11 protein-coding genes are annotated in these 13,019 nt (G+C 62.3%); 6 read left to right on the forward strand and 5 right to left on the reverse strand.

What is annotated here, in order from left to right; genetic code table 11:
* Window positions 1-110 precede the first annotated feature (110 nt).
* Entirely contained in the window at window positions 111-500 is a 390-nt protein-coding gene (locus tag JST30_15950; GenBank protein ID MBS1715820.1) for a hypothetical protein, read from the forward strand.
* Window positions 501-578: 78 nt separating this feature from the next.
* Here the strand turns inward: JST30_15950 and JST30_15955 are convergent, their stop codons facing one another.
* On the reverse strand, window positions 579-2,021 hold the full coding sequence (locus JST30_15955) for a nitronate monooxygenase (GenBank protein MBS1715821.1): 1,443 nt from the start codon (window positions 2,019-2,021) through the stop codon (window positions 579-581).
* 205 nt (window positions 2,022-2,226) lie between these two features.
* Between JST30_15955 and JST30_15960 the strand changes: the two genes are divergently transcribed.
* Window positions 2,227-2,562 (forward strand): hypothetical protein, encoded by a 336-nt coding sequence (locus JST30_15960; protein MBS1715822.1) that lies wholly within the window; start codon window positions 2,227-2,229, stop codon window positions 2,560-2,562.
* Window positions 2,563-2,624: 62 nt separating this feature from the next.
* On the opposite strand, the gene JST30_15965 is transcribed toward JST30_15960, so the two are convergent.
* The gene (locus JST30_15965; protein ID MBS1715823.1) at window positions 2,625-3,329 is read right to left on the reverse strand and encodes a DNA alkylation repair protein; all 705 of its coding nucleotides are present in this window, start codon (window positions 3,327-3,329) and stop codon (window positions 2,625-2,627) included.
* A 62-nt stretch (window positions 3,330-3,391) separates the two neighbouring features.
* On the opposite strand from JST30_15965, the gene JST30_15970 reads away from it, so the two are divergent.
* Window positions 3,392-3,865 (forward strand): DinB family protein, encoded by a 474-nt coding sequence (locus JST30_15970; protein MBS1715824.1) that lies wholly within the window; start codon window positions 3,392-3,394, stop codon window positions 3,863-3,865.
* Between the two features lie 101 nt (window positions 3,866-3,966).
* On the opposite strand, the gene JST30_15975 is transcribed toward JST30_15970, so the two are convergent.
* Both JST30_15975 and JST30_15980 read right to left on the reverse strand, forming a co-directional pair.
* Complete coding sequence (locus tag JST30_15975) at window positions 3,967-5,103, reverse strand: hypothetical protein (protein ID MBS1715825.1); 1,137 nt, start codon at window positions 5,101-5,103, stop codon at window positions 3,967-3,969.
* Window positions 5,104-5,561: 458 nt separating this feature from the next.
* The gene (locus tag JST30_15980) at window positions 5,562-6,476 is read right to left on the reverse strand and encodes a CHRD domain-containing protein (GenBank protein MBS1715826.1); all 915 of its coding nucleotides are present in this window, start codon (window positions 6,474-6,476) and stop codon (window positions 5,562-5,564) included.
* Between the two features lie 599 nt (window positions 6,477-7,075).
* Here JST30_15980 and JST30_15985 point away from each other — a divergent pair.
* Window positions 7,076-7,726: a fibronectin type III domain-containing protein gene (locus tag JST30_15985; protein ID MBS1715827.1), complete on the forward strand. Its 651-nt coding sequence runs from the start codon at window positions 7,076-7,078 to the stop codon at window positions 7,724-7,726.
* A gap of 247 nt (window positions 7,727-7,973) precedes the next feature.
* On the opposite strand, the gene JST30_15990 is transcribed toward JST30_15985, so the two are convergent.
* Window positions 7,974-9,182: a hypothetical protein gene (locus JST30_15990; GenBank protein ID MBS1715828.1), complete on the reverse strand. Its 1,209-nt coding sequence runs from the start codon at window positions 9,180-9,182 to the stop codon at window positions 7,974-7,976.
* 470 nt (window positions 9,183-9,652) lie between these two features.
* On the opposite strand from JST30_15990, the gene JST30_15995 reads away from it, so the two are divergent.
* Window positions 9,653-10,816: a hypothetical protein gene (locus JST30_15995; GenBank protein ID MBS1715829.1), complete on the forward strand. Its 1,164-nt coding sequence runs from the start codon at window positions 9,653-9,655 to the stop codon at window positions 10,814-10,816.
* Between the two features lie 315 nt (window positions 10,817-11,131).
* Window positions 11,132-13,009, forward strand: a complete 1,878-nt coding sequence (locus JST30_16000; protein ID MBS1715830.1) for a hypothetical protein — start codon at window positions 11,132-11,134, stop codon at window positions 13,007-13,009.
* Window positions 13,010-13,019: the final 10 nt, after the last annotated feature.

A 13,019-nucleotide genomic window follows, 5' to 3' on the forward strand; every position in this document is an offset into this window, starting at 1 on the left:
CTGCTCTATACCTCTAAGCGAGGGACCGAAAATTCCGACACGTCGTCGGCGTACCGGCCGCTGGACCGACGTCCCGTCCTTTGTACGATTCTTCGCCACCCTCTTGTCACATGTCGGCATTCGCGGCCATGATGCAAGTTCCCATGAAGTTTCTTTGCCTCGGATACTTGGATACTGACTCTTTCGATGCCGCGCCCGACGTGGTCCGCGAGGATATCTTAACAAGGTGTATGGCCCAGTGCGTCCCGTTCCGGGCCACCGGAAAGGTCGTCGCCGAGGAAGGCGTCCAACACTATCGGACGGCGAAAACGATCCGGCCTCAGAACGGCCGACCGACGGTTTCGGACGGGCCGCTCTTCCACAAAAAGGAGCAATTGGGGAGCTTCTTCGTCATCGAGGCGGCCGATATCGAGGAAGCCGTCTCGGTAGCGTCCCTCCATCCGGCAGCGATGTTCGGTGAATACTACGGGTTCGTGATCGAAGTCCGTCCTCTTCAATAGCGGGCGCCGATCAGGGCGCGGCGGTCTGGGAATCGAACGGGCCGGGCCGGTCGTCAGACCGTGCGCCGGTCTGGGCGCTCATGCCGGTCGGACGTCGCCGTTCCGGAACTTCAGCAGGTAAGCAAGGACGTCGTCGACGGTGTAGCTGTCGGCACCCGGAGGCAGGAACCGTCCGATATTGACGAGTTCGTCACCCGCCGTGATGATCGGTGGTTCAACGCTTCCGTCTTTACGGTGCTGAGAGAGCCCGATCGTCGACACGAGACCGTTGCAGATGCACTTGCGGCCGACCGTCTGTTCCAATTCGCCGCCCTTGGCGACGAAATCGTCGACGGGTTCGCTCGCGCACCTGTAGCCGACCGTGCCGTCGTCCTTTCGATAGGGCGTGCGCAGATAGCCCAGATCGCAGATGCGGTCCCGTTTTTCGTAAACGTCGTCGGCGCTCAAGGTGCCTTCCATCTGGACGACCTTGAAGGGGAAGCCTGTCGGGCTCGCGAAGGCGTCGGTCTTGACCGAAATGTTCCCCTTGAGGACCTGCTCGATGACCTGTCGCTTGATACCGGGTTCGATGCCGGACTCCTCGCAGAACGCGAACGCCGTGCCCACTTGGACTCCTTGAGCGCCGGCCTCAAGGGCGGCTTCGAGCATGCACGGTTCGCCGTAGGCGCCCGCCATCCAGAACGGAGCCCCGAGATCGCGGATCACGGCCAAGTCGGGGACGTCTTTCGGGCCGTAGACCGGTTCGTTCTTTGCGTCCAGGACGAGAGGGCCGCGGGGCGGGGCGTTGTGGCCTCCGGCCAAGGGGCCTTCGACGACGAACCCGTCGACGGGAGGCGTGCACTTTTTGATCAGGGTCTGGGCGAGGACCGTACTGCTGATGATCGCGAGGAACTTGGGCCGTGGCAGTTCCGTCATCGGCCAATCGGCGAGGTCCTTCGGGTCGATCCGGTTGTAATACGTTTCGCCGGGAAGGGCACCCGCCACGTCGACCGCATACCCGGTCTCTTCCATCCGGGAGAGCGAGTCCAAAACGCCAGGGATCTGCCGCGGGATTCCTGCGCCCATCAAGACATAGTCGACTCCGGCGAGCATCGCTCCGAAGAGGCAGGAGAGGTGCGTGAGCTGGATCTTCTCGAGCAGGTTGATCCCGACAGGTCCGTTGTGACCTTGCTTGGCCAACCAGACTTCGACGAAGCTGGCGACGACCGAGAGTTCGGTGCCGGCCCGTCCTGTTTGAAGGTTCGGCACCGGCTTGGCTTTGTAAGGCGCAGACTCGGCTTTCCCTTCGGGCACGAAGTACCGGTCCCACACCCGCCGGGCCATTTCCGGAACGGGGAAGGCGTCGAAGGCGCGTTTCAAGACACCGCCCGCGTCTCCGTGCTGCAACCTTCGACTGACCACGGCGTCGATCCCTGTACCCGAGACGACCCCCATATGGCCTCGGGAAGCGACCGCCCGGGCGAGCCTCCAATTGGACACCGCGACGCCCATGCCGCCCTGGATGATCATGGGAAGAGCCATTGACCCGCCAGGTTACTCGGAACGGGCCGGCGGAGGTCGGTCTTGGCAGCCCATCGGCATAAAACCGCCACAAGGAGGCACCTTTCGTCGTCGCACTCGAGAAAATTCCTGAGAAAACCCGACAAACCTGTCGAAAACCCGTAGCCTCGGACGACGACGTTCTGCCGGACCGTTCAGGTCCGTGCACACTGATCGGAAAGAAACCATGACGTTCCTCGTCGCCATCCACCATCCCGACACCTTTGATCCTTCGTCCGTCGACGAAGCGACCCGACTCGACATCGACGCCTTGAACGACGACATGACGGCCGCAGGAGTCAGGATCCTCGCCAAAGGCTTACGGCCTGCCCACGAAGCCAAGTCCCTTCGGGCCCGATCGGACGGTGGCGTCACCGTGACGGACGGCCCTTACCTGGAGACGAAGGAGCACATCGGCGGATTTTGGATCTTGGAGTGTCAGAGCATGGACGAAGCCGTCGAGTGGGGGCGGAAAGCCGTCGGCGCGTGCCGCACGCCCGTCGAAGTGCGCGAGTTCTATTGACAAGGAAGAGTCGGCTCATGACGGCGGGGCGTTCTGGACGGCCCCGTCCGTCGCCCGCTCCGTCAGCACTTCGCCGATTTACGCTTTCGACCGACCGCGCCACGAGCCGTGAACTTGGCGATCTGGTCGGGGGCGTACGGAACCTTGCAGTTGCCGTTCTTGGCGATCGAAATCGGCCCGATCCTCGTCGCAGTCAGGACGGCCAGGTCATGGAGCGGCGCCACGTAGCACCCGACGAACGAGACGAACTGGTTCATGGCCGATTTGACCCGGTCGGGCCGGTCGTGGACGGTGGCTTCGACCTGTTCGAGCAACGCCGTGACCTCCTTCAGGTCGAGCTTCTCGTCAGGCGTGATGGACAGATAGGAGCTGTACGTGCTCCAACCCGCTGCGACGGCGTCCTCTCCGGCGGCTCCGATCCATTTGACCGCGGTGTCCCGAGCATGAGGGCTGCTCCCGGCGACCCAGGGCACGGTGAAATCCGCGACCCAGCCGGGAGCCGCGTTCTGAAGCCACTTCTCAAGATCGGTTTCGCTCATCTTCGAGTCGTCGACGAGCAAACCGGCCAAGTACATCGCGTCGGCGATGCCCGTATCGTACAGTTCGAGCGCGAGGCCATGGTCTCCCTTGACGCGCTTGAGGATCTTCTTCATGTCCTCGACCTTGACTCCGAAGCAAGGCTCTTGCGCGCCGTAGTTCATCCAGATCTTCTTGATCTGTGGGGTTCCGAGCGACTCGAGTTCGGCGACCACCTCTTGGCAGGTCATGGCGGAAGTCTACCGTCGCGGTGTGCGCGCACTTGCCCCCTAGAGGTTTAATCGACCCGTCCATGGACATGATCGAGAACTGCAAAAAGCGGGCGGAGCTGGCGCTGTACCAGTTCCTTCGGAACTTCGGCCACGTTCCCGACGACAAGCTCCATTGGAAACCGGTGCCGTCCGCAAAGAGCGCTCTCCAGATCGCGGCCCACTGCGCGGGTTATAGCGGGGGGTTCGCCGGCATCATCAAAGCCGGAAAGTTCCCGGACTCCGTCGAGGAGTTCCTCGGCCCCATCAATGCCAGGATCCAAAGCGTCACGACCCGTGAGGAAGCCGTCGCCGTCCTCGAACAGGGCATCGCGGACACGCTCGAGGCCCTGGACCACGTCACTCCGGAGCAGACCGCGTCGACGATCGAGACACCGATCGGGCCGACGCCGTTCTTGTTCTTCATGACGATCCCCTCGAACCACCTCGTCAACCACACGGGACAGATCGACTATCTCCAGACCTGTTGGGACGACCAGCAAGTGTATTTCGAGTAACCGTCGGGGACCTCAAGGCGGGCTCGAAGGACACCTGCAACGCGATGGCCGAAGGCGGCACGGTGTGAACTTTCGTTCCACTCGTGCCGCCTAGGTGCGCATCAGCGGCCCACGTAGGTGCGGATAGGAAGACGGAGCCTCGCGTTCACGTCGCTATGAGCGTCGTGCGTCGCCCGTAGGACGAACTCGTCCACCGTCTCGCCCGCTCCCGAGCCGATCCTGCTCACCGTGACGGTGACAGAAACCGGATCGCCGTTGGAGTTCACCGGCGCGTTGGGCGGGTTGAAAGTCGCCGTGTACTGGGACGCGTTCAGCCCGTCTTGCGAGAACGTATAAAGCCCGGCCTTGCCCGTCGGGACGGGATCGAACGTCACGTCGTAGGTGGTCGTCTTGTCCGGATCGGCCGTACTCACCCCCATCAGCCAATCGAGCGAGTCGACTGTGTAGTAAACGGCCGTCGGTGGTTTGGCGGCGACCTGCGTGGCGTACTTGTGCTCCTTCCCGTTCTGGAACTGGTTGTAGAAGTAGTTCTCGAAGCTGAAGGTCTTGGCGATCGAGTTCGTGCGCGGCAAGACCTTACACTTCATCGTATCGATGTCGCCGGGGTCGACGCTGAATCCGCCTGAGTTCGGACTGAACCAGACCAGCGCGTCCACGTCGGCCGTGAAGTTCAAGGGCCTGAATTCGACCATGGTCGTGATCGGGAAAGCTTCTCCGTTCGAAATCTCGAGGGAAGACTCGAACGTTCCTTCGCCGTTGCTCACGAACGGGGCGGTTTCGCGGATCGACGTTGTGGCTGCGGCGCCTACGACGACCTGAAGGTTCACGACATAGTCTGCCGTCGTGCTGTCATCGTCCGAAATCAGCATCGGAATGGAGCGGGAGCCCGTCGGCGCGTTGGCAGGGACACGGACCGTGACTTCGAGGGCGATCCGGTTGTCAAAGGGCCTGTCAAGATACTTACTGGAGCCTGTGACCGTCCATCCGGTCGGCGGGTCCCCGTCGGTCTTGATCGTCAGTTGCCAACCCTGGTCGACCGCTTGGTTTCGGACGGTGACGAGGGCCGAGCCGACGCCCCCCGGTGCCAGGTTCAGTCGGTCCTGGCCGATGACGGCCCAAGGTAGGGAGTCGTCGCTGCCGTCGTTGTTCCCACCGCACCCGTATCTGCCGCCGCACCCCGCAGCGACGAGCGCTAAGAGCAGGGAACACAACGCCGAGAACCTGGGTCGATGGGACATCGAGCGAGACCATACCTAAGTCCGTTCCGCCTCGATCGAGGCGGAAAAAGGGCAAAATTCGTCGCTGAAACCAGGGGCCTCCGTTTTAATAAGGAAACTGTAATCTCATAGTTCGAACCGACAAGCCCCGGCGTCGCGGTCACGAACTTCAGGTCCGGACAGAAAACGACACAAGGCACGCCGACACCGGAGCGACCGGAGCGGGACGTGAGTCGGCTCGAGGTCAGGGTGGTCGGACCGGGTGGCCCGGTTCTGCCCGGCCGGACCCGCGGCACACGGGTCCGGGCCCGGAGAGGGAAGGGCGGGGGACCGAGGGAGGTCGGCGAGGCTTCAACCCTCGTTCCGGACCGGTGTCCGTCCGTTTCTGTTCCCGTCCCGAACGGTCCGGAGGCGTCTGAGCGGACCGCCCATACGACCTCCAGACCTGTCCGAACCTCTTGCGGTCGGGTCGTCGACGGTCAGGGGCGAGGAAGCGCCGACGTGACGACCGTCCGCAACTGACCACGGACTTCACCGAGGGGATGGTTCTGCGTCATGACGGTGACATAGACCAACCCCTTTCGGACGAGCCCGAGCAGCAGCGGCTGCGTCGAAAGGTCGTCCAATTGGAGGCAGGTCGACTGGGACTGCATGTCGGTCCAGTCTCCTGGCCGTCCAAGCTCGCCGATCGGCGGACCGTTCTGACCCGGAGGACCGATGTTGAGCGTGGCCCCCGTGATCTGATGGTACGCCAGGCCCGTGACCGCGATGCTGACGCCGAACCGGCCCGTCGCGTTGTCGTAAGTCAACAGGCAATTGCCTACGGTCGGGCTGGCGTTCGGAGGCACGACTTTGCTGGACACGAGGGTCGTGTCCAAGCCGACCTCGCCATAGATCGTGTCAGTGTGCGCGCCCACGAACACAAAGGAGTAGTTCGTGATCTGGTCCACGCCGAACGTCGACTCGATGTCGAAGGTCGCACGGGCCAGGAACTTGTCGAAGTGCCCACCGTGCCCGATGACGTGCGAACGGGTGACGGAATAGCCTTTGCCTTGCGCATAGTCGTCGGCGTCGACTCGAATCTCGTCCAGGTAGCCGAGCGCGTTCGGGCCCTCGCCGTGGGGCGGGATCAGGTGTCTGGCGAGCCAACCGATCAGCAGCTCGTCGTTGACCTGGTCGGTCTCGGTGACGTTGGTGTTCACCTCCCAATTGGCCGAATCGCTATAGGCGTCGAAATCGTCGTCTGCGACGCCGGTCGGGTCGGTGATGGCCTGCCTGAAGGCGGCGGTCGTGTCTCGGTAGGCGTGCTGGTTCGCGACGCCAGGGCTAGCCAACGCGCCCGACAGCATAAGGGCCAGAGCGGTTTCGCCCCAGCGACGTGACGTTCGTCTCATCGTCCTGCTCCATGTGTTCCTTGTGTCCGGCGGACCGCGCCAAAGCGGCACGCCTATCCCGCTTGGACTCGGCCACGGGCTCCTGGTTCCAGGAAAATCTGCGGTCCTGGCGGAACGCGGATCCAGACGTGGGCGACCGGCCGGGTTTGGACGGGTCGACGCCTTGATCGGGTCTGCCCTCGGACGGACAGGCGGACGGGGCCAAGAGCGGCCGGTGACCTGCGGTCAAGGAGCCGGACAGGTGGCCCGGTCCCGCCCGTGGGCGAGGCTTCAACCCTCGTTCCGGACCGGTGTCCGTCCGTTTCTTTTCCCGTCCCGAACGGTCCGGAACCGTTTTCCAAGAGAGTTTTTTTGTTCCAGAAGAGACTTTTGCCGTTCCCGAACGGTCCGGGACCGTGTTCCAAGATTCTTCTCTTGTTCGAGAAGAGACTTTTGTCGTTCCCGAACGGTCCGGTGCCGTTTTTCAAGGGTGTTTTCTTCTTTGGAAACGTCGGTGACCCTTGGGCGACGGGCCCCGACCGGGCGGCGGGCGTCCGAAACTTGACACGATTCGGTACGAGGGCCTAAGGAATTTCGTCCAGGGCTCCGATGACTGCTGTATGCCGACTTATTATCATACGAAGAAGTCCAATTTCGCGGCCTGGATGGCGAACTTCCAGTCCGTCGCAGCCGCCAACGCCTTAGCTTTACAGCTCGATGTGAGCGAACTTTCCGAAATCGCCGCGGCCAACACGCAGTTCGCCGCTTCCTTCAGCGCCCAAGAGACGGCCCGTGCGGCGGCGAAAGGCGCGACCGCCCTCTGCGACCAAGAATGGTCCGAGGCGCTCGCGGTCGTCGCGAAGTACAACGCCCAGTTCCAGGCGATCCCCAACATCAACCCGGCCCTGCTCGGACAGCTCGGTCTGAACGTCCCCGGCGGGGGCGGCACCGTGCCCGTCTTCGCCCCGAGCGACCTCAGCGCGACGGGCAGCAGCAACGGTGTCAACGCGCTCCGCTGGAACAGGAACGGCAACGAGAGCGGCACCACCTATGTCATCGAGGCCAGCTACGGCGAGTCCGGCGCGTGGCAGATCGTGGACAACTCTTCTCGCACGAAGTTCGACCACGACGGCCAGACCCCGGGTCAGTTCGTCCGTTACCGCGTCTACGCCCAGTGCGGCGCGACGAAAAGCGCACCTTCGGGCACGGCCTCGGTCTACGACCCGGGCGCGGGGCTGAGCCTGGTCGATGGCGGCCAACAGGCGGCCTGACGCCGGCCGTCCCCGCTTCGTCGTCTTTCGTGACCTTGCCATGGCCCCTCGCTCGTCGGGGGGCCTTTTCGTGTCCGCTTAGTCGTGGGTGCGACCGGGGCACCCACGGGCGGCCCGGACCTGCGCCCCTGTCCCTTGCTACGGGCCGTTCTTCGCGGGGAACCTCTTCGGGACGGGCGTAACACCAAGGGGCTGTTCGGCGACATTGGCCGTGCCCCTTTCGGATCCGAACCCGGCACCAGGAGGCTCAACGAGGATTGGTCGGTGCAAAAAGATCGTCGAACGGACACCCACGAGGCCAAAGGGGAGTCTTGGTGCCTCCGCTGGAGCGAGACTTGCCTTCATCGGGGTTCACGATCGCGTTGTCGCCCAATCGAGCAATGTCCCCGATCGGCCTGTTCGTCCCCTCCTTCGGAGGCAAGACGGAAGAACTCCTGCCCGGCCTGGCGGTGGGCCGCAAGAACATCCATACGAAGTTTTGGCCCGTGTGCTGCCACATCCGCGCGATCTCGGCGAACAGGTCGGCGTGCGAACCCCCTTCATCGGGATTGGAGTCGCTGCCCTTGGGCTCGTTCGGGTCTCGTTGTTGAGGCTTGTTGATCACCTCGGACATGGCGAACCTTCGAACGACGTTGCCATCGGAAGCGACGACTTCATAGACGGTCTCGACCACGAAAGCCCCCCCCTCATAGAGTGTTTGACGTGTCTCCTTTCGGACGACATCTCCATCGGCAAGGGCAAAGTCTTCTCCCTTAAAGCCACCACCACTCGCTTGACCTCTTGCTGCAACGTACATCGATGTTAGCGCGTCTTCGGCGTCGCGTCCATAAGAGAAGTCCCGAGTGACCCTTGAATCGCTGTACCCAGACCCAGTTTGGGTTCCAGAGCGTGAGTCGCCCACAGTCGTGATCGATCGCGGTCTTTCACCGTTCGGCCCGCGAGAGATCCATCCATCGACCGGGCGCATGCTTGGCCCGCCTGCGCGGCCTCTCCCGCGGCCTTGCGCGTCCCGGCCGTCGCCTTTCAGCACGCTAGAGGGATTGGAACCCGCTTTGGGTCTCCCTGGGCCGCCGATGCCGGGGAGAGGATCCTTGAGGCGGTTGGCTCCTTGTTGGCGACGCCAGAGTTCACGACCGGCCGCAAACGGGCCGCCGTTGTTGAAGAGCGCATCAAGATGCTTGAGTGTGCGCGGATCGACGCGTCCACCTTCGAACACCTTCATAAGGCCAGGCGGCACAAGGCACTTGCCCAGGCCCAGGGGGCGTGTCTGGTTGACGATGTAGCCAGCCAGTTGAGGGCCTTCCTGCGTCACTCGGACGAGGACCGTCGCGAACGAGTGCTCAGACTTCCGCTCATTGCTCGTCAGTTGCTCGAGTACGGACGCCTCGCCAGAGTCGGACACTTTGACGACGAAGTGCCTCGAGACCAAGGCCGTCGCCTTTTCACTCCAGTTCACTGTTGTCGCGCCTTTTGTTCGGGCGATTTTGAAGGCCGCCTGTTCCTGTGCTGAAGACACCGCGGCGAGTCCGATGAACGAAATCGCGGCAACGCCGACAGCAACCCGCCGAGTCAGTAAGAAAACAGCCATTTCTAACTCCGATCCGCGCTGGAGGTGTCGCTACAGCGCGGTTACCTTGAAGGAGCACCGTACCAGTCATTTAAAGTCGTTGTCAAGTTTGCGACCCGGGCCTTGACCGGGCACTTGTCGCTTAACGCACGAGGTACGCGGCGCCCTGGGTGGGCTGTTCCTGGGGATTGGATCTTGACCCTTGTCGGAATTTCCGGGAGGCGACAGTGTCCGCCCAGCCATGGGTGCGGTGTGGCCGACCTTCGTCGGGGTCCACGAAGGGTCCGGCCTGACCAAAGTCAGGTGCGGCCGGGTGGGAGCGTGCCGGACAATGGGCTGTCGGGAGATTGAAAATGGTTTTGAAGAACGCGCTTGTATTAGCCCTCGTTTCGGTCGCTTCGGCCTCACAGGCCCAAGACAACGCCGTCGGCATCACGTTCACAGGACAGACGTACAAGGTCGACGTCAATAACGGGGTCGGTGCACCGTGGGTCGCGACCGGACTGACCGGTACGAACTGCCTTGCGTTCTACAGCAGCGGTTGGTACACCGTCGACATCGCGGGACAACTGTGGCGGATCCAAAGCAACGGGAGCTTGAACCTGGTCTACCAGCTTCAGTTGGGCGGGGCGACCGACGTGAGGGCCCTTGCCTTCGACGCCGGAGGAAAGATGTTCGCCGTGGTCAACAAGACCGCCTCGGACGAACTGTGGGCGATCGACCCGGTGAGCGGGGTCGGCACCCTCGCCGGGCCGATGGGCAGCACGACGGTCCAAGGCCTGGCGGTTTCGACGACGGGCCGGATGTACGCCTACGACGTTTCGACCGCACTCACCGGCGGGTTGCTTCTGGTCGACCGGGCGACGGGTGCGACGACGGACCTCGACCATGCCTCGCCAGGTCAATCGGGCATCCAAGACCTCTTTCCGAGCGCCGGCACGATCGGCGGCGGCCGCGACAGCCTTTTCGTCCTCGACCCGAATTCAGGTTCGGAGTTCCTCTTGGGTTCGGGAGGTTATTCCGACGTGCGAGGTTGGGCCCGGAGGCAGACGGTCTCGGAGATCGATGCGACGGTCGTCAAGCTCGGCAAGCTCGTCCAAGGAGGCGCTTCTTCGCTCTTGCACAGGGACGGGAACATGATCCGGGTCGACAAGTTCTTCGTTCCGAACGCGACCGTCCCGCCCGTGAACGTCGAAGTCGAGTTCGATAACGGTTTGGATCCGAGCACCGTCCTGAGCACCGGGTTCCATTGGACGGGCAACGTGACCACCAGCGGCAGTTTCAGGCTGACGCTCGAGGTCTTCAACCGTCAGACGAGCCTTTGGGAAACGCTGGTCGCGACGACGGTGCGCCAGACGGAGACGGACCGGAACGCTTCGATGGCCGGGAGCATGTCGGCCTATGCGGACGCGAACGGCCGTGTGCTGACGCGGTACACGGTGAAACCGACCGGCCCCATCGGCAGCCTGGGTTGGGGGGTCTTGTGCGACATGTTCCGTATGGAGCAGATCGCACCGTTCTAGGGTCGTGCGCCGAGGATGGGGGCCCGTTGTGGCGGCCCGTTAACGGACGGGCCGTGGCCCTTCCTAGCCTCCACACTTTTGGCCGGGCGTACGGCGGAGTCGAGGCGAGGGCGGAGTGTTGAGGCAGCCACGGCTCGCAAGAAGCGATGGCGAGCGTGTCATCAACTCTGCGAGGTCACTCAGTCGAGAATCTCTGACAGTCCAGAGCACGCAACGCCGGAGAGTCGCCAACGAGCGGTCAGAGGGCGGAACTTCGCATAGTCTGCTGCTCGATCAAGGCCCGAAAGCGAGACCGGCTGCGGGGTGGAAAGAGGATTGTCCTGGTTCAAGGTCGAGGGGTACCTTGTCGGCATGTTCGCCTCTTTGGTCATCGCCGGATTACTCGCGGATCCACCCCAGCAAAGTACGCGACGGTATGACCGGGACGCCCAACCCCTCTTGATCCGGCCTCTCACGACCGGCATCGCAGGCGGGCTCTCAGCATCTGCGAACACTAAAGTATCGCTGACCGGCCTGACACAAAGCCAATGGAAGGCGTTGACGGACGGATCCGTCCGGAACCGCGCCATCGTCGAACCGGGAAAGTCGGTGAAGGCGACCGTGGATTACAAGCAGCCTGTTTCCGCTAAAGGCATCGAGTTTTTCTTGGCCGGAGGGGCTCTGAACTACTCGTTGACACTTCGGGCGGCGGACGGGACGACGAAGGTCATCACGCGAAGCGCGAATCCTGCCGACAAATTGCACCTCTTTCCCGCGATGGTGGTGCAGCACCTCGAACTGACACTCTCAGTCCCGCGAGGCTCGTCTCAGGTGCGAATCCAGGACATTCAACTCCAAAAGACGCTCAAGCCCGTCTCGCTCGAATTGAAGTTTGACGCGAACGGTAGTCAGAGCGACAGTACTCCAGGCATGATGCACCGAAGCTCGGTCAACGCGACATTCACGGTTGCCGACTTCACGTATTCCGAGCGGGTCGATCCGACCGCGTGCACGATGCGGGTGTTGGAGGGCCCGGGCCGGGTCGACCGATGGAACAACGTCGTTGCGACGGGAGCTGGCAAGATCACGGTCGAAGCCGAGTTCGCCGAGGCGACCGTACGAAAGACCATCCAGGTGCGGACTCCGGTCTTAGAAGACGAGACTTTTGTCGACCCCGTCCTGGCAAAGCCAATGGCGGGATGTAAATGGGAGATCCCTGTCGTCGCTGTGCTGGTCATTCCGACAAGCGACGGAAAAACCGTCAGGGCAGGCAAGTCGGCGATGGAAGACCTCAAAGGGCTTCCTTCGATCGAAAACGCCAAGCAACTGGGCCTTCGACAGCTTCGTACAGCCAAGTACATGATGGAGGAGGCGTCGCGGTTCCGTGGATACAAGAACCCGGGTGCCCCGCCCTCCCTTGGATTCAAGTGTCTCGAAGTCCGAGTGGTCTACGAGGACCTGCCCACCATTCGGAACCCGTTCCTGTCAGAAGACCTCCGTGACGTCCCTTATTACGACTATGGAAGGATGGTCTCGCGTGTCGATGGAGTCGCCCAGGTCGAAGAACGAGGGGCTAAGCAGTTCTGGTTCTTCAGCCCCTTTGTCGATGGGGTCACTCTCTCGGAAAGTAGGGCCTATAGCCCCACGACATACCCGATCGAAGTTTCGAACGGGTTCGACGTGATGTGGGAGATCTTGCCCCTCAAGAAGCACTACATTGTCTATCACTTCAATTTGGGGCAATACATGAGCCTCCATACCGTGGGGCACCAGTACGAATCCATGTTCGACTATTTCGCAAAAAGGCAGGAGGGAGTCCATGACATGTTCGTCAAGCAGTTCGTCGGACCGGACGGTAGGAACAGGGTCGGGAGCTGCCACTGGCCGCCGAACGCAGCCAAAGAATACGATTACTACAACGCGACGCCGCGAATGAGCGACATCGAGGACTGGAGGCCGGAAGGTGGGCCGCAGAAACCGATCTCCTGCAAAACGTGGGAGAGCATCCCCTATCGGACTCCGGAAGGTGAATCCCTCAAGACCCCACAATCGGTCTGGCAATCGGACGGCAACTACTACGTTTACTGGATGCAGAACATGCCCGGGCTCGACAACGGCATCCCTTATAAGGGAGGAACGATGTCGAACTGGTGGTACATCGTGGCCGACTTCGAGGCAGCCCTGAAATCAGGGTACGGGCTTACTGTTCCCTAAAGTGCAGGGG

The organism is Armatimonadota bacterium (assembly GCA_018268395.1).
Taxonomy (GTDB): domain Bacteria; phylum Armatimonadota; class Fimbriimonadia; order Fimbriimonadales; family Fimbriimonadaceae; genus JAEURO01.